This is a genomic window from Amycolatopsis sp. NPDC034160 (assembly GCF_055575355.1).
In genome coordinates, this window is sequence record NZ_JBVISU010000005.1 from 57761 (window position 1) to 74157 (window position 16397).

General features: G+C 66.5%; 14 protein-coding genes and 3 pseudogenes. 7 read left to right on the plus strand and 10 right to left on the minus strand.

Annotation, left to right across the window (positions count from 1 at the left end; genetic code table 11):
• Positions 1–20: 20 nt before the first annotated feature.
• Complete coding sequence (locus ACZ54P_RS13665) at positions 21–899, minus strand: alpha/beta fold hydrolase (protein WP_465461845.1); 879 nt, start codon at positions 897–899, stop codon at positions 21–23.
• The gene (locus tag ACZ54P_RS13670; RefSeq protein WP_465461846.1) at positions 899–2221 is read right to left on the minus strand and encodes a M20/M25/M40 family metallo-hydrolase; all 1323 of its coding nucleotides are present in this window, start codon (positions 2219–2221) and stop codon (positions 899–901) included. Before ACZ54P_RS13670 ends, ACZ54P_RS13665 begins: the two co-directional genes overlap by 1 nt.
• Positions 2222–2270: 49 nt before the next feature.
• Here ACZ54P_RS13670 and ACZ54P_RS13675 point away from each other — a divergent pair, with 49 nt between their 5' ends.
• Complete coding sequence (locus ACZ54P_RS13675; protein ID WP_465461847.1) at positions 2271–2699, plus strand: hypothetical protein; 429 nt, start codon at positions 2271–2273, stop codon at positions 2697–2699.
• Between the two features lie 486 nt (positions 2700–3185).
• Here ACZ54P_RS13675 and ligD read toward each other — a convergent pair.
• The 3 genes and pseudogenes from ligD to ACZ54P_RS13690 form a co-directional block, all read right to left on the minus strand.
• Positions 3186–4058: pseudogene (gene ligD, locus ACZ54P_RS13680) on the minus strand (non-homologous end-joining DNA ligase); the annotation flags it as partial.
• Positions 4059–4225: 167 nt separating this feature from the next.
• A pseudogene (locus tag ACZ54P_RS13685) lies at positions 4226–4486 on the minus strand (IS5-like element ISMt1 family transposase); the annotation flags it as partial.
• 123 nt (positions 4487–4609) lie between these two features.
• Positions 4610–5143, minus strand: coding sequence for a hypothetical protein (locus ACZ54P_RS13690; protein ID WP_465461848.1), 534 nt, complete (start codon positions 5141–5143; stop codon positions 4610–4612).
• Positions 5144–5619: 476 nt separating this feature from the next.
• On the opposite strand from ACZ54P_RS13690, the gene ACZ54P_RS13695 reads away from it, so the two are divergent.
• Complete coding sequence (locus tag ACZ54P_RS13695; RefSeq protein WP_465461849.1) at positions 5620–5886, plus strand: hypothetical protein; 267 nt, start codon at positions 5620–5622, stop codon at positions 5884–5886.
• Between the two features lie 518 nt (positions 5887–6404).
• Here ACZ54P_RS13695 and ACZ54P_RS13700 read toward each other — a convergent pair.
• The 3 genes and pseudogenes from ACZ54P_RS13700 to ACZ54P_RS13710 form a co-directional block, all read right to left on the minus strand.
• Positions 6405–6587: pseudogene (locus ACZ54P_RS13700) on the minus strand (IS256 family transposase); the annotation flags it as partial.
• A 220-nt stretch (positions 6588–6807) separates the two neighbouring features.
• Positions 6808–8940 carry an RNA polymerase sigma factor gene (locus tag ACZ54P_RS13705; RefSeq protein ID WP_465461850.1) on the minus strand — a complete coding sequence of 711 codons (2133 nt, stop codon included), beginning with the start codon at positions 8938–8940 and terminating at the stop codon, positions 6808–6810.
• 77 nt (positions 8941–9017) lie between these two features.
• Entirely contained in the window at positions 9018–9968 is a 951-nt protein-coding gene (locus ACZ54P_RS13710) for an RICIN domain-containing protein (protein WP_465461851.1), read from the minus strand.
• 120 nt (positions 9969–10088) lie between these two features.
• Between ACZ54P_RS13710 and ACZ54P_RS13715 the strand changes: the two genes are divergently transcribed.
• A complete protein-coding gene (locus tag ACZ54P_RS13715; RefSeq protein ID WP_465461852.1) occupies positions 10089–10364 on the plus strand; it encodes a hypothetical protein in 276 nt (91 codons plus the stop codon).
• Between the two features lie 268 nt (positions 10365–10632).
• Here the strand turns inward: ACZ54P_RS13715 and ACZ54P_RS13720 are convergent, their stop codons facing one another.
• Positions 10633–10944, minus strand: coding sequence for a DUF6355 family natural product biosynthesis protein (locus tag ACZ54P_RS13720; RefSeq protein WP_465461853.1), 312 nt, complete (start codon positions 10942–10944; stop codon positions 10633–10635).
• Between the two features lie 473 nt (positions 10945–11417).
• Here ACZ54P_RS13720 and ACZ54P_RS13725 point away from each other — a divergent pair, with 473 nt between their 5' ends.
• Together ACZ54P_RS13725 and ACZ54P_RS13730 are read left to right on the plus strand one after the other, a co-directional pair.
• A complete protein-coding gene (locus ACZ54P_RS13725) occupies positions 11418–12317 on the plus strand; it encodes an AraC family transcriptional regulator (RefSeq protein WP_465461854.1) in 900 nt (299 codons plus the stop codon).
• 139 nt (positions 12318–12456) lie between these two features.
• The gene (locus tag ACZ54P_RS13730) at positions 12457–12939 is read left to right on the plus strand and encodes a transcriptional regulator, IclR family protein (protein ID WP_465461855.1); all 483 of its coding nucleotides are present in this window, start codon (positions 12457–12459) and stop codon (positions 12937–12939) included.
• A gap of 412 nt (positions 12940–13351) precedes the next feature.
• Here the strand turns inward: ACZ54P_RS13730 and ACZ54P_RS13735 are convergent, their stop codons facing one another.
• Positions 13352–14296, minus strand: coding sequence for an EamA family transporter (locus tag ACZ54P_RS13735; RefSeq protein ID WP_465461856.1), 945 nt, complete (start codon positions 14294–14296; stop codon positions 13352–13354).
• A gap of 68 nt (positions 14297–14364) precedes the next feature.
• On the opposite strand from ACZ54P_RS13735, the gene ACZ54P_RS13740 reads away from it, so the two are divergent.
• Positions 14365–15225 (plus strand): LysR family transcriptional regulator, encoded by an 861-nt coding sequence (locus tag ACZ54P_RS13740; protein ID WP_465461857.1) that lies wholly within the window; start codon positions 14365–14367, stop codon positions 15223–15225.
• Between the two features lie 476 nt (positions 15226–15701).
• Entirely contained in the window at positions 15702–16325 is a 624-nt protein-coding gene (locus tag ACZ54P_RS13745; RefSeq protein WP_465461858.1) for an EF-hand domain-containing protein, read from the plus strand.
• The last annotated feature ends 72 nt before the right edge of the window (positions 16326–16397 follow it).

Sequence of the window (16397 nt, forward strand, 5' to 3'; positions counted from 1 at the left end):
AAGAGAATTTGTCAAGGAAGCTATGCTTGTCGGCGCGCCTGGTTCGCGAGTGCCACCAGACGCGGCACCACCTGCGGGGCCGCCTCCAGCGGGACCACGTGCCCGACACCGGGCAGCACCACCGCCGTCCCGTTCTCCACCGCGCCTGCCAGTTCCTCGACGTCGGCCGTGGGCACCAGTTTGTCGCGCTCGCCGACGATCGCGGTCACCGGCACCGAGCCGACCTGCGACAAGGCCGTTTCCCGCGTGTAGGCGTCCAGTGCCGGACGGAAGGCCGACACCGTCTGCGGCCAGTTGCCGCGGATCATCCGCACGGTCAGTTCGACATCGCCGGGCACCGGGTCGTCGCCGAAAAGCCACCAGCGCAGCCCGGCGGTCACCGCCTTGCTCGTACGGTCCCGCACCAGCCCGATCAGCTTCGTCCCGAAGACCATTTCCAGGTCACGGCCGAGTTTCCCGAGCGCGTTCGGCCAGATCGCGTCCGGGGTGACGCCGCCCGCCGACATGGCGAGCAGGCCGATACCCGCCACTCTGGCCGTGAAGACCTCCGGGTGACGTTGGGCGAGCGACAGGATCGCGAGACCGCCCATGTCATGACCGACGAGAACGACCCGGCCTTCGGGGAGCACCTTGTCCAGGATCTCCGCCAGATCGTCGGCCAGGTGCCCCATGGTCGCCGACGCGGGCCGGACGTCCCCGGATTCGCCGTGTCCGCGCTGGTCGTAGGCCAGCACCGCGATCGGCTCCTCCCCTGCTTCGGCGAGTACCGGCGCGATGGCGCGCCAGCTTCGCCTGTCGAGGGCGTACCCGTGAAGGAGCACTACGGTCACCGGCGCCGACGAAGCACCCCAGCGCTCGAAGTGCAGGGGTGTTCCGTCGGCGACCAGCAGACCGGGCATCAGGACGAGCGCAGGAAGCGGTCGAGCACGCGCACCCCGAACTTCAGCGCGTCGACCGGGACGCGCTCGTCGACCCCGTGGAACAGGGCCGAGAAGTCGAGGTCGGCGGGCAGCTGCAGCGGGGCGAACCCGAAGTTGCGGATCCCGAGCGACTGGAACGACTTCGCGTCCGTGCCGCCGGAGAGCATGTACGGGAGCGTGCGGGCGCCCGGATCCTCGGCGAGGACCGCGGCGGTCATCGCGTCGACGAGTGCGCCGTCGAAGGTCGTCTCGACCGGCGGCAGCTCCATCCACTCCTTCTCGATGTCCGGGCCGAGGATCTCCTCAAGCTCGGCGTTGAACGCTTCGAGACGGCCGGGAAGGATCCGGCAGTCGACCGAGGCCTCCGCGACCGACGGGATGACGTTCGACTTGTACCCGGCGGTCAGCATCGTCGGATTCGCCGTGTCACGCAGGGTCGCGCCGATCATCCGGGAGATGTTCCCCAGCTTGGCGACGGACCCCTCGATGTCGTCCTCGGGGAAGTCCCAGCCGGTGATCTCGGTGACGCCGTCCAGGAACTCGCGGACGGAGTCGGTCATGACCAGCGGGAAACGGTGGTTGCCGAGCCGGGCGACGGCCTCGGACAGCTTGGTGACGGCGTTGTCGCGGTGGATCATCGAACCGTGACCGGCGGTGCCGCGCACTCGCAGCTTCATCCAGCGGATGCCCTTTTCGGCCGTCTCGATGAGGTACGCGCGGACGTTGTCCTTCAGCGTGATCGAGAAGCCGCCGACCTCGCTGATCGCCTCGGTGACGCCCTCGAACAGCTCAGGGCGGTTCTCGACCAGCCACTGCGCCCCGTACTTGCCGCCCGCCTCTTCGTCGGCGAGGAAGGCGAAGACGAGGTCGCGCGGCGGCACGATGCCGTTGATCTTGTAGTGGCGGGCCAGCGCGAGCGCCATTCCGCACATGTCCTTCATGTCCACCGCGCCACGACCCCAGACGTAGTCGTCCTGGATCGCGCCGGAGAACGGGTGCACCGACCACTCCGAAGCGTCGGCGGGGACGGCGTCGAGATGACCGTGGATCAGGAGCGCGCCGCGGGAGGGGTCCGCGCCCGGCAGCCGCACGATGACGTTGTGCCGGTCCTTGCCGCCGGACTCCACATAGGTGATCTCGTAGCCCGCGTCGGTCAGCTTCTCGGCGACGTACTCCGCGGCGGCGCGTTCGCCGACCAGCGTGTCGGGATCACCCGTGTTGGTGGTGTCGATGCGGATCAGTTCGCTGGTGAGCGTGACTGCCTCTTCGGCGGCTGCTTCGATCAGATTCGGTTCGGTCACCAGGCATTCCTACCATTGGTGGAGCCGGCCGACCCGGTGCCACCGCCGCGTGGACACGTGTGAAGACCCACTGCCCCTGCGCGCCGGGGCGCCGAGCGGACGCAGAACCGAACCCCGCGCGCGCCTCGCGCACTACCAGCACTGGTGCCACCTTCGCGGCTACCAGACCGGCACGAACGCGATCACGACCGCCAAGCTCCTCGAGTACGTCGACGATCAGATTGCCCGCTGGGACGACACCTACGACCGGGACACCGAGGACTACCCCAAGTACCGGCCCGACACCATCCGGCAGACCATCAACGCGCTGGTCTTCTGGGCCGAACGCAGCACGGGCCAGGCGCCCGACGACCGCGCCGCCAAACAAGCCCTCCGCGCTGGTCACGGCGATCACTGTGTCCCGAAGGGGCCAGGTCGAGGACGTCGGCCAGCAGCAGTCGTCGACCAGGCTCGTGGCTATGCGGCGACTCAGCGCTGATCGACAGTTCCATTCGCGGGACCCCACCCCAGAAGCTTGGAGGCATCAGACCGTGTCCCTCGGCTTCGATCAGCTCGGGCAACATCTCGGCCGCAGTGACCCAGGCCGCCGTTCGGGACATCGCGCGCTACGCCACCCGTGCGTGTGGTTTCCAGCCCCCGGAATTACGGGTAGATCTCCAGGAGTCCCGGGATGGGATTACCCGGCCGCGGCGCGATTCTCCCCTTAGGTCGCGCCGCCTGGCCACTGTGGCCGGTTCTCGGTAGGACTTACTCCGGGAACCGGCCACTTCCACGCCACCGCCTCAGGCCACCACCCACTTCGATGGTCCTGTATGGACAGCACTGCTCGGCGAGGCCGGGGCATGCGCAAACTTTAGAGTGCGCCCCCACCTCCCTGAGACTGCGGCGGAAACCAGCGACGCAGAAGGCACGCGCTCCGGCTAGCCCTAAAGGCGACGCGTGTTCGATCCGAGCGGTCGCGCGCTCAAGGCAAGTCCGCTCGTGTGGCGTCAAGGTCGGCGAGGAGGTCTCCGTGCTCGTCGACGCGGTCGAGTACGTCGTCCGCGGTGAAGACCAGTTGCGTCGCGCGACGGCAGGCGCGGACTTCGTCCCAGGTGACCGGGGTGGAGACGGTCGGGTGATCGCGGCCGCGCAGCGAGTACGGGGCCACGGTGGTCTTGGCGGGGTTGTTCTGCGACCAGTCGATGAACACCCGCCCGGTCCGCTGCGCTTTGGCCATCACGGCGGTCACCTGGTCCGGGGTTTCCCGGGCCAGACGCTGGGCGAGTTTCTTGGCGTAGACCGAAGGGGCGGCGGGGTCGTCGGTGGTGATGGCGTCGGTGGTGATGGCACAGTAGAGCTGCATGCCTTTCGAGCCGGATGTCTTCGCCAGCGGGGTCAACCCGTCGTCGACAAGGGCATCGTGCAGCCGCTCGGCGACGCGGCAGCAGTGCACGATCGAGGTTCCCGGCCCGGGGTCAAGGTCGAACACCAACCGATCCGGCGCACACCGGACACCCTCGTCGTCGACGGTCCATTGTGGAACATGCAGTTCGAGGGCGGCCATGTTCGCCGACCACACCACCGCCGCGAGCTCGTCGAGCAACGCGTACGTGATCGGCTCGGTCGACCCCCGGGTGCCGCTGCGCGCGACCCGGACGGTGGACAGCCACGCGGGCGCGCCGTGCGGAACGTTCTTTTCGAAGAATTGCTCACCACCGACCCCGTCGGGGAACCGGATGAACGTGACCGGACGACCCGCCAAATGCGGCAACAACACCGGTGCGATACGGGAGTAGTAGCTGATGACCTCATCCTTGGTGAACCCGTCCGGAAACAGCGACTTGTCCAGACACGACCGGCCGCAGTCGACGTCGCACGATCAGCAGATACGCGAGGTGCCGAGGCAGTCACGGGTGTCAGGGTGGGGCCGGAGGTAGCCGAACCCGTCGGATCACTACTCCCCTTTCTGGCAGAGGCGACCGGCAACTGCGTAGCCGCACCTAGGGCGTGTCCTGGGGATCTTCATCGGAGGTGGAGGACGGTGCAGGCGAGGATGATCTCGGCGCGGTGGTAGGCGGCTCGTTTGTGGCGAACCGTGTTGCCAGGGCCGCAGAACTGTTTGAGTCGGTTGAAGCATCGTTCGACGACGTTGCGGAGCTTGCAGAGGCCGGGGTCGAAGGCCGGTGGCCTGCCACCGGCGCTGCCTTCGGCCTTGCGGCGGGCGATCTGGTCGGCGCGTTCGGGAATGGTGGCCTTGACCTTCCGCAGCGCTCTCCGGATGCTCGCGGGTCGGAGACATCGGGACAACTCCGTTGCCTGCCCTCGGTCCGAACTGCTACGGGGCGAGTTCGCCCCGTAGCGGCTCGGGCGGGATGTGGGCGTTGCACCCGCCATATTCCGGTTCGATCAGATCTTGGTGAACAGCAGATCGCTGGGACCGGCGGTGGCTTTGACTCCTTGTTCGGTATAGCAGGCCAGGACGTCAGTGTTCGTCAGGACGATCACTTGACGGAAGGCGTAGTCCTTGAACAGTCCACCGGTCACCGTGCCCTGCTGGATGACGACGTTGTTGCCGTTGGGCCGGGCGGTAACGGAGGTGATCTGTATGGTGCTGAACTGGCCGGTGTTCCAGTTGATCCGGAAGGTGCCTGACCCGGCCCCCGGCACCAGGCAGGAGAACAGGCCCCGGCCGCTGACTGTGGAGTCACCGGCAACTGGCAGGCGGGGGTCTGGCAGCACGCCGACACAGCCACCGAAGGTGCCGGTGCCGTCGAAGGCCACGTCGCGCAGTTCGATATTGAATCCTGGATCAAAGCGGGTGGCCTGAGTACCCACCGGGCACGCGAAGGTCAGCGGTTGCGGGTCGACGGCGGGGAGCGGCGCGGCGCCGGCCACCGCGGGCGTGATTCCGGTGATCGCGCCGACGGCGATGCAGGCCACGGCGAGCAATCTGGCAGTTGACATGGCGATGCCATGATCCTTTCGTCATCCGGTCGTCTCCGTAGAAGTACGGCACGTCGGTATACGGTGTATCGGCGGCTGCCGCTCCGGGCGGCATGGAAATAAATCCCACCCTCCACACCCGGAGGGTCATACGTCAATTCAACTCAATTCAGAATTTTGTCGGCTCAGTGGCGCCAATGATCTCGTAACTACTTATCGCCGGGGCGGGTGTTTCAGTTGAAACGATGCGTTCTGGCGAACGTGTCCCGCAAGTCGCCGTTGTAGCGACCACGCGAACGCCTGCGCCCCTCACCCGATCGGCCCCACTCAGTCGCTACCGAGCTGAACATGGTTCGGCGTTCATCACCTGATCGTGCCCAGTAAGGGCTCGTAACACCACTTGTATCCGCACATCAGAGTAACGAATTCATCACGCTAACCGCATTCCGCCGAAACCGCGCTATGCCAACTTCGTGGCCGGGAACGTGGTGACCGACCCCTTGCTATCGATCCTGCACCGCGCAGCGCGACTCCCCTACGTCCGGGAATTCTTCGACGGCGTCCGCCGCTGCAAGGACACCTGCGAGTTCTTCGCGTGGTGCCAGGGCGCCCATGCCGGCAACCGCTACTTCGAGCACGGCACCTTCACCGCGACCGAAACCAACCACTGCCAGACCACATACCAGGCGCCAGTCCTGGCGCTGCACGACCTGACCATCGGAAAGGACCTCCCGGCATGACGATCCTCGAACAACTCGCCACCGCCCCCGACCCCACGCTCCAGGAGATGATCAGAGCACGACGGGTGACCGTGAGAACGACGGCACCGCAAAGGCGCCAGCTGGGACAAGGAAGGCCCGTTTCACAAAAACCGATAGCCTCACCGACCCACCCGACGCAGAAGCTGAGCGACCCAGCCGATGGACGACGCAGACATCGATGCGGCGGTTGAGGAACGCCGCCGATGGTTGACCACCCAACTCGAGGCCGCGGCCGACAGATTCCACCTCGCCCCCTTCGGGAAGATCGTCAACACCTACGACATGCGTTCGGCCGGAAGCCCCGCCCGCACCACCGACCTCACCTCCGTGTGGCTACGGGTGCTGCTGGAAGACCCCGACTATCAGCCCCGCTGCCGGTGGGACGGCAACGTCACAGCCAACGCGATCAGCGGAGTACCCAAACCGGTCGTGCTGGACTGGGCCGACTGGAAGGGTCTGTCAAACGAAACGAACGGTGTAACTCGGGTTGAAGGAAACTACTTGCGTCTGGCGGCGAGGCGGCCGTCGAAGGCTTTCAAGGCGGCTTTCCAGCGCATGGTCCAGCGTTCGCAGCCGGTTCCGGCCGGGTCGAGGCCCATGCTCGCCATGTAGACGCTCTTGAGTGCGGCTTGCTCGTTGGGGAAATGACCCCGGGCTGTGACGGCACGGCGGATGCGGGATCGCCGAGCTGGACAATGGCCATAAGGCCTTGATCCTCGGCCTGTCCGAGACTCGCCGAACTCGGTCTGTTCCGGGCGGGGCGGGAACGCCGCGGTGCGGGCGAGATCAACACCAATGACGGCGGCCGGGGCGTGTACTTCGCCGCCCCGACGGTCAGGTTGCTGGAGATTCTCACCCGCCCGTACGGATTCGGTGTCTCGTAGTGGGAAGCCGGACAACCTACTTCACGTACACCGACGTCGTCGTGTAGCTCAGGTGGAAGCCGCCGTCGGCCACAGCGCCCGCCGGAGTGAAGCAGGCGACGGCGAGGACCGTGTTGTTCTCACCGATGTCGTTGCGGGACACCAGAGTGCAGTATCCAGGACCGATCGCGGACACGTGGGTGTAGCTCGGCAGCCAGCCCACGGGGATACGCACCGTGTAGCGACCGGTGCCGGTGCGCTCAACGATGGCGTTGCCTGACCGGGACAACCACTGGTGTTCGACAGCCGTGGTGAACCGCAAGTCGGCACCATGTGGATGTCCTGGGACGAGCGTGGTGGTGCTCGCCCCGGTGGCCACCACTTCGGTGTCCGCCGGTATGCCCGCCGAATCGGTACACCGCACCACCTGTCCCGCTCCGGCGCAGTGCCGGAGTGCGGAACCGACCGGGGTTAGCTGATGCACCGCCGCCTGCGCGACCTGATAGGTGCCGACGCCGGTTCTGATCACCGGAACACGATGTGTGCCCACGGCGAACAGGCCGGTGAACGGGCTGTCGGCGGGTGCGCCGGATCGGGTGAAGCAGCCGACCTCGACGGCCTCGTCCGCGCCCTGCTGCCACCACCGCGCCGGCTGGCAGGTCGAGCCGGTCGCGCTCAGGTCGTTCGCGGTAATGTGCACGAATCCTCCTGGACTGCCGACCTCCGGCAGCACGACGGTGTAGCGGCCGGTGCCGGTGCGGGTCACTGTGGCCTTGCGGCCTGGGGTCCAGTCACCGGCGGTCCAGTTGGATTCCTCGTTCCCGGGGTGCTGTGGTGACGGTCCAAGCTGGCGCGTGCCGGGATCGCTCGCCCAGCGGACCTGCCAATGTGCCCATGTCGGTCCGGCATGGGGTCCGGGCACGCCGGGACCGGGTGTGGCCGCCGTTGGGCGACCACCGGTGGGTCCCCCGGTCACTTCACCGGTCGGAGCGCCCGGCGAGGTGGCCCTGGGAACTCCCGTCGTGGACGTGCTCGGTGGCGGGATCCGCAGTGTGCTCGCCGCCGCTGAATCCGATGGGCCGGGTGGCGTCGGCGGCAGTGTCTGCAGAACGCCCGGCGGTGTGACCGGACGTGGTGGCAGCACGACACCCGGAGTGAGCAGCAGCAACCCGGTGATCACGGCGACACCGGTGGTCCCCGCGACCGCGAGCTTCTTACCGATCGCCGGTGCCAGATCGACGGGTGCTGGCGGTGGGATGGTTTCCGTAGGTACGACAGGCGGTTCCAAGATGATGGTCGCCGGGTCGTCGAACGCGGGCAGATCGATCGCTTCCGCGGGCGCGAGCGGCGTGAGGGCGGCCGCGGAACGGGCCTCCGGATCCGGGCGGGCGGCCTCGGCCGCCGCGATGACCGCCGCCGCGATCGTGGGCAGCATCCGGTCGGCGCGGAACAACCGTTCGCCCTTCGGCCCGCACTCGGCGCAGGACCGCACGTGCGTCACCAGTTTCCGCCAGTCCGACGGAGGCTGCTCTGTGTCGGGCACGAGTGCCCGGAAGCCGCCACACGAGCGATCTCCGTGATGGACCAACGAGATCGCCGTCCCGGCGTATTTGAGGCTCTTGCGCAGGCGATGCACACGCGTCGCGGTGGCCCCGACGGTCCAGCCAAGCTCGGCGGCCACCTCCTCTCGCGTCATCCGACCGGTGGTTTCCAGCACCCACAAAGGAAAAAGCCTGCGCTCCTCATCGACGGCGAGCAGATTCGCCAATGCCCAGAACAACGCCAGCCCGTGCTCCTGTGACACGACGCCGTCGGACACCAGGTCGGTGGTTGCGACGTCCGGCACCTCCGCGGTGTAACTGACGCTGACGTTCTTGCTCCTGCGCCGCACGGCTTCGATGGCCCGCCTGGTCGCGATGGTGCGCAGAAACGGCAGTAGCGGCCGGCTTTCGTCGAACTTGCGCAACCCGCCGGCCACCACACTGGCGAAGACCTCGGCGGCGGCGTCGCCCGCGGCGTCACGGTCGTGGTGCAGGACGCTCAACGCGGTGACGTAAACCGGCGTCCAGTAGAGCTGCCAGATCTCTTCGAACGCTCCGGAGTCGCCCGCCTTTGCGCGGCGTACCAGGTCCCGGTCCTGTGTTTCCCGGTCGTCTCGCTGGGTAGTCACTCGTCCTCCCCCTGCTCGTAAGAATGCGTCGCCGGTGCGGGCGGCGCCGTTTCGCCGCCCGCACGATGAGGACCCGATCAGGCGAATCGCCACTGCTGATTCCAGTCGCGGTGACACTCCCACTGCACCAATCTCGCGCCGAGCGCCTGGTCGTGGATCCATCGGTCGAGGCACTTGCCCGACCCGACATTGCGGTACCGATGCACCGGCTGCCCGAACCGGTCGGTCGCCATAGGCTCCGGCATCCACTCCTGGAAGTGGTCAGCCAAGTCGCAACGCACCTGCACCACAGCGGTCCCGTTGGCCGCCCCGCGCTGCGCCAACCCGAGGCAGAGCCCGGAATGCAGGAACCAGAACCTCGTGGCCCACGAGTTGGCCACGGGCCGCGCGTTCATCGCCTGGTTAGCGCCGCCGTGGAAGGCCCACATCCACGTCGGTGCGCCGACATGGATGGTCCAGTCCCGCGCGTCTATCACGTGCGAACCGACCGGCTGGCTCAGGAAGCTACCCTGCCGCCATTCCTGGTTCGCGCCGCCGTGGCAGTCCCAGATGCCAAGCCCGGCCCCGTGCGGCTGCAGTCCCCCAGGGATTTCCAGGCACTTGCCGCTGCCCTTGTTGACCAAGCGGAAGGTGCTGTAGCCGTACCGGTCGACGGCGTGCACCTCGGCCTTCCACAGCTGCGCATCGCCGCCGTAGCAGGGCCACTGCTGCACGCGGGTGCCGTTGGCCGGGTAGCCGTTGATAACGTCGAGGCACATGCCGCTATGCCGCGCACTGATCGTGTAGTACTCGCCAAACCGCTTGATCTCCCATTGCTGGTTCCGCTCGCCGTGGAACGACCACGTGCGGATGGGCGCCGCCCTCTCGGTGCTCGCGTCGGGGACGTCGAACACCAGGCTGGTCTGCGGGTTGCTGAGATAGGCGCGGGTGAGGTCGTAGATGAACGGCGGCACGGCGGCTTGTGCGGGTGCCACCGGTATCAGGCCGATGGCGGCCACGATCGGCAGAAGTCGTGCAAGCAGACGCATGTCCTGCTCCCTCCGGGTCGAGGTTGGTCGACCCGATTCGGGTGGCAGGACGGCGAGATGTCACGACGCCGGTGAGTTCACTCCAACGGCCCACCGCGGGGGCCTGATGAGAGGGCTCACGTGCTGATCGATCACCTGGGTCATGCTCTCCACCGCGCCACCTGTGACCGCCGGGCCGAGGCCGTCAACCTGGCCGTCCTCGGCACCACGCTCGCCGAGGCGGGCCATCCCGTCATCGCCCGCTCAATCCGGCGAATCGCGTTCGTCATGCTGACCGAGTTCGGGACCAGCGCCCAGAACCTCTACGTCGCGCTCACCCATCTCGATGCGGCCGAACCGCCTTCCGACGGCACCACCGAACGACGCCACGGTGTCAGCCTGTGTCCGGCGACTTAAGCAAGTGGCCGGGCGGTGAATCCACCTGGGAGCAACAGCCCGACAATCGTTCACTTCTTCGTCAAGCCGACGGACTCCTCCCCCGCATCCAAATGCGAGTAAGGAGTCCGTCGTGGTGTCACTTCTTGCTGTTGGGGCGGGTAGTGGACCGGCTCGACATCGACGACTCGGCCGTCGCATCGTCGGCCGTGACGGGCCGCCTCTCAGCGCGCGATGTCACCGAATGGCCGGGAGTGGCCCAGCGAATCGCCGGGCCACTCCTGTCCACTCAGCAGACGTGGTCGTACCAGGCGTTGTTCACGTCGCCCGCGCCACCGATGTCGGTGATTCCGCGATTGAGGATTTGCTTCCACCCGTCGGTGGTCCTCGCGTAGTCGATCCAGATCCAGATGCAACTGTCCGCGCAGTGGTTGTAGTAGGCGGTGACGGCGGTCTCGTAGAACCCGCACACTTCCATGGACGTGGGTTTCGCGGCGTAGGCCGTCGTAGTCTCCGCCGGCGCGGCGACGGCGGCCGCTCCGGCAAGGGTCATTCCCGCGACCACTGACGCGGCGATGGTGGAAGCTTTAAGCAAGCGCATTTTTCTATCCGATCTTCTGGCGATGAATGATTCCTGACTACAACGCACGACAGCTCCCTGCCCGAATGAAACGGAATTTAGTATTCCCATTTCTGCAGATCTCTGACGCGTTCTCAGAGTAGAAGCGACGCGGTGTCCGCGGATTGGAAGAATGTCATGTTTCATCAGAGTTGGAGTGCGCGTCCATCGATCGGATGAAGGTTCGACCCATTGGGTGATGTGCGACCATTTCTGCTCTGAAGTGGAGCTGAGCGTTCGAATTTCGTAGCCGAAAGGTCAAAGGTCCCGAGAACATTCTCTGGCGGTGGATCTGCCGACGACCCGGTTACGAAGTGCATCGCACACGGAGAGTCAGGTCCGGCGTCTTTTCGGGTCATGGCCGGTCCGAAACCTCGTCCGGTAGCCGACGGCGTGCCATGCTGCGATCCGGTGAAAACGATCTTCGGCATCGACCGCGACAGGGGGACACCGTGGTGCGGGACAGCGAAGAGTTCGAGTCCGGCGGTCAGTTATGGCGAACACGGCAGCCTGAACGGCGGCTGGCCCGCTGGGTCAATTTCTATCTCGCCTATCGGCGAACCGCCGGTGTCGCGATGGTTCGTACGGTGGCCGCGCTGAATTCGATAGTGGTGATCATCGACTTGGCGCCCGCGATCCAGCGTTCACTGCTGGGCTCGCCGTTGGCGATGGTCTCACCAGTCGCGGGAATGACCGGCGAGCCGATCGCCTACGAGAGATTGGGAAGAGAAGAAGGGGTCATCCTGGAGCTGACACCTCTGGGTGCGCGGGCGTTGTTCGGCATGCCGCTGCGTGACCTCGGAACCGCGAGAGCGGGAATGGTGGATCTCCTCGGCGCCGGTGCACGTCGACTCACTGAGCAACTGTGGGAAGAGGAGAACCTCGACCATCGATTCCGGATTCTCGACCGTTGGCTTGCCGAGCGACTCTTGGACGGACCGAGTCTTCCCAAGGCACTCGAGGGAAGCTGGCGGAGCCTGACCGGATCGGGAGGCAACGTCAGAATCACCGAACTGGCCGATCGGGCGGGGGTGAGCCGGCAACACCTGAGCACCACCTTCCACCGTGAGATCGGGCTGCCGCCGAAGACAGTCGCGCGGGTGGCGCGCTGCCACTGGGCGATCAGGCTCATCACTGGCAGGAACCCGCCTCCGCTGTCCACCGTGGCGGAACTGTGCGGGTACACCGATCAGGCACACCTGAACCGGGACTTCCGCCTCCTGGTCGGCTCCACCCCGACCGGCCTCCTTCGCTCCGGTGCCTCACATACCGACCTCTTCCTGGGCAGTGAGATCGCGCTGCGTCCCCGACAGCGCACCGGAACGCCGTTGGAATCGGGTTGGCCGCTCTCCTGAACACCTTCCGACCATCGGGTGGTGGCCTGCGAGGCACGCCAAAACCAGAAATCGCCCGCTGGGCTCAACTCCCACCCCGCGGATCACGACCGCCCGATGGCCGTTCGGACGTCTGACGACGTCAAACAGCATCGAGGACTTGGCACACCGATTGCTCGAGCAATTGACCGCTCTGGAGGTTATCCAGCGTAGCGAAAACCGCTACCGCGTCGGCGCACAGGCATTCCGGCTCGGCCAATCGTGGCAACCCTATCCACGATTGCCGGAACTCGCCCGCGACCGGCTCCGGTGGCTGTCCGCGGCCACGCGAGCCAGTTCGGTGTTCGCCGTGCCCTGTGACGGCGGCCTCCTGATCGCCGCCGGCCTCACGCTGCCGGAGGACGACCTTCTCCTCCGACCAGGTGCGACCGTGCCACAGCACACCGACCGCTTTTCGCCCGACTGGCAAGCCAGACACGGTCTCTTGGTCACCGAAGCACCGGTCAGGCTGGCAACCGGCGAGCGGCTCGGTTCGATCGCGGTCGCGGTCGCGGTCGCGGTCGACGTACGGCAGCCATCCGGAGCGGTGCCCGAAGCAGTCTCCCGCGCCGCCCGCACCCTGAGCATGACTCTGGTGCACTGACACTCGCTTCACTCGCCGCAAAGAAAGAGGCGAATGTAAGCGCGACGAAGAACGACTGACCGATAGGTGCCGATCCAAGATTTGCGAAAATACGGTTCTCAGCAGGCGCCACGGCGGAACGCCGCACGATAGTCCCTCGGGCGCCGTCCGATGTGCTTGGCGAAGAGAGCGGCGAAGGTGCCGGGTCCCGGTAACCGACCGTGGAACAGTTTTTGGCGGCAGTGCGCTCCGTCTTTGCGAGGAGGCGGCGGGCTCGCCAGACGATTCGAGCGGAGCTCCAAACGGTGCTTCGTCCCCGTCTGGAGGATCCGGGCGCACAGCGGCACGGAGTTCCTTTCGAGATCAGCTTCTGCTTCCGGTGCTATGGCGCGCCGCTATGCGCGCCCACCGTTCCTACACACGCCGACTCCGATCAGTGCGCCTCGACTCGCCCACGGTTCCCGGCCGAGCTGAATCCTCGTGCGGAGATCACCACGTTGCTGAGTACGATCAGCGCGATACCGATCCACTCGTTGACATCGAGAGTTTGGTGAAGCAGGACCCAGCCCGCCAGCGCCGCCCACACGGGGTTGATGCTGGTGAAGGTCCCGAACATGTGGGCGGGCACGCGGCGCAGGGCGAGCAGGTCGGCGACGTAGGGAACGATCGAGGACATCAGTCCACACACGACAGCGAGGGCCACGATGGCGACGGTAGGGACGTGGAAGGCAAACCAGGCCACGGCGATCGGGGCCCAGACGGCGGCCGTGAGGAGACTGGCCACCGCGGTTCCCTGCAAGCCGGGAAGACGCTGGCCGACGGAGCGGTTGAGCAGGATGTAGGAACCCCAGGCCGCGGCGGCGAACAGCGCCAAGGCGATACCGACGAGGTCAGTGGTGGGACCGGGGTCGGTCAGCACCACCACGCCGGCCCCGGCCAGGACGGCGCAAGCGAGGTCGAGCACTCGCCGTGAGCCTGCGATGGCGACGGTGAGCGGGCCGAGGAACTCGAGGGTGACGGCCAGGCCGAGCCCGATGCGGTCGATCGCGGTATACAGGCTGAGGTTCATCACGCTAAACACAGCGACCAAGCCGAGGATCGGTGACCACTGGTCCCTGCGCAGCCCGCGCAACCTCGGGCGGACGAGTGTCGCCAAGACGATCGCGGTCACGAATTGACGGACGGCGACCACACCGACCGGGCCGATGACCGGGAACGCCATCGCGCCCAGTGCGGCACCAGTCTGATTCGATGCCGAACTGGCGATCATCATCGCGACGCCGGCACCACGGTGTCGCGGGGTCGCCGTCGCGGCGGAGAGCCGAGTTCCGACGGCGGGCGCGTTGCGTATGCGTTCTCCGGTGCCGAGGATTCCCATGCGGCGACCGTAAGTTTCCTCAGGCATATAACCTAGTGCGGGTCTTGACGTTGCCATACGCTTCAGTTATGGAGTGGAGTCTTCGGCAGCTGCGGTTCTTCGTCACCGCCGCTGAAACGGGATCGTTCACCGATGCCGCCGCACGGTTGTTCGTCTCGCAGGCGGCGGTCTCCCGCACGATCGCGGGACTGGAGAAGACCGTCGGGGACAGGCTTTTGTGGCGGGTTCCGCGAGGCTGCGAACTCACCAGTACCGGACAACAGGTTCTGCCCCATGCACGGCGCGTGCTGGCCGAGGCGGACAGGTTCACCGAATTCCTGGCCTCTCGCCACGGTTTTCTGCGGTTGGGATACGCGTGGGCCGCGCTGGGCAGGCACACCGCGCGGCTACAACGGAACTGGGCTCAGCGCCGCGACGGGATCGAGCTGGAACTGGTCCGCCACAACTCGCCGACAGCGGGCCTGGCCGAGGGTCTGTGCGATGTGGCGATCGTGCGAATACCCGTCGACGAGAAGCGATTCGACTCCGTTGTCGTGGGGTTGGAACGCCGGTTGGTCCTCTTCGCCTCCGACGACCCCCAATGGTCGCGCCGACGCCAGCTGAGCATGGCCGAGATCGCGGACCGCACGGTGATCATCGATCCCCGGTCCGGGACCACCAACAGCCAGCTGTGGAAAGGCGCCGACTCACTACCCCGGTTCATCGAATCCACCGACGTCGACAGCCTGCTCGACGCCATCGTCGCCGGGCGGGGAGTGGGAACCACCGCCGAGGCCACCGCGCATCACCACCCGCGCCCAGGTGTGACCTACCGCCCCATCAAGGACGGCCCCCGCATACCCGTCAGGCTCGCCTGGTGGCGTGACAACCGTCCCAATGGACTGAGTGATCTGGTCGATGCCGTCACCCAGCTGTACGCGGCTGGCTAGATGTGCCGGAAGTGGTTGCTCAGGATGGCGAAGCCCGAGGTGGTACGCCGTGAAGAATCGATGAGAGCGCGCATCTCCTGCTAGCCTCGACCGGCTCGGACATCGGCGACAGCTCGCCGAGATGAACGCGCACGACGTCCGCCATCGGGTCAGCGAGTGTGTCGAGCACCGGAAGGGCTTCCCTCCCACGCGTCCCGGCCAGCTCCGGATCATTCTCGGCCCTGCGGGCGTACCTCATGTCGACGAGCTGACGACGCGGTTCTCGCCCATATCGGCTGCTCGGGCGATCCCCACACGGTGCAGCGGCGTTCACAGCGTCGTTGCTCGGCGATCTTCAGTGTCAGTCCCGAACCGGGGAAGCGGTCACGACCGGAGCAAATGGAGCGACGTCCTCTAAACGGCGTTACTCCTGGTCTCCCGATCGAACTCGGCGGCGCGCGGCGGACAGATCCGGTTGGCGTGAGGCCGTCATCCGGATGGATGATCCGACCTGCTCGGCGGCCGCATCACTGGACAGTTGCGTAATGGGTTGCCTACGTTACGTGGCCATGACTGGAGTTCGTGATCTCAAGTATCGCCAGTGGTTCAGGAGCGCCGACGTCGACGGCGATGGAGTCATCACCTGTCAGGACGTCCGGCTGATGGGTGAGCGTTACGTCGCGGCCCGTGATGCCGCGCGGCAGCCGGCGACCGCCCGCCAGCTCGTCGACGGGTTGGAGGCGTTCTGGACCAATGTGATCGCACCGATGGATCAGGATGGAGATGGGAAGGTCGATCTTCGGGAGATGACCGAGGGGTTCCAGCGGGCGCTGGCCGATCCCGCCCTGTACCCACAGCAGGTCGGGCCCGTGGCCGACTGCTACTTCGACCTGATCGACCTCGACGGGGACGACAAAGTCGACCTGAAGGAATTCACGGAGATCTTCGGCCTGACGGGCAACGTCTCCCCGCAGGACTGTGCCGCGGTCTTCAACGCATTGGACCTGGACGGCTCGGGCGGACTGGATCGCGCCGAGTACCACCGGGCAGTCGCGGAATTCTTCTTCGGCGACGACCCGGACGCACCCGCGGTCCACCTGTTCGGCAGGATCACCGCGTAACCGGCCGCACGGTGTCGTCCGGCCCGCCGCACCCGAGGCCGGGGCAGCGGACCGGACACCGAGTCACGCGGC

Coding starts and splice junctions, on each gene's coding strand:
- ACZ54P_RS13665 (WP_465461845.1), bottom strand. CDS start 899: ATGCCCGGTCTGCTGGTCGCCGACGGAACACCCCTGCACTTCGAGCGC.
- ACZ54P_RS13710 (WP_465461851.1), bottom strand. CDS start 9,968: ATGCGTCTGCTTGCACGACTTCTGCCGATCGTGGCCGCCATCGGCCTG.
- ACZ54P_RS13720 (WP_465461853.1), bottom strand. CDS start 10,944: ATGCGCTTGCTTAAAGCTTCCACCATCGCCGCGTCAGTGGTCGCGGGA.
- ACZ54P_RS13735 (WP_465461856.1), bottom strand. CDS start 14,296: ATGGGAATCCTCGGCACCGGAGAACGCATACGCAACGCGCCCGCCGTC.
- ACZ54P_RS13740 (WP_465461857.1), top strand. CDS start 14,365: ATGGAGTGGAGTCTTCGGCAGCTGCGGTTCTTCGTCACCGCCGCTGAA.
- ACZ54P_RS13745 (WP_465461858.1), top strand. CDS start 15,702: ATGGATGATCCGACCTGCTCGGCGGCCGCATCACTGGACAGTTGCGTA.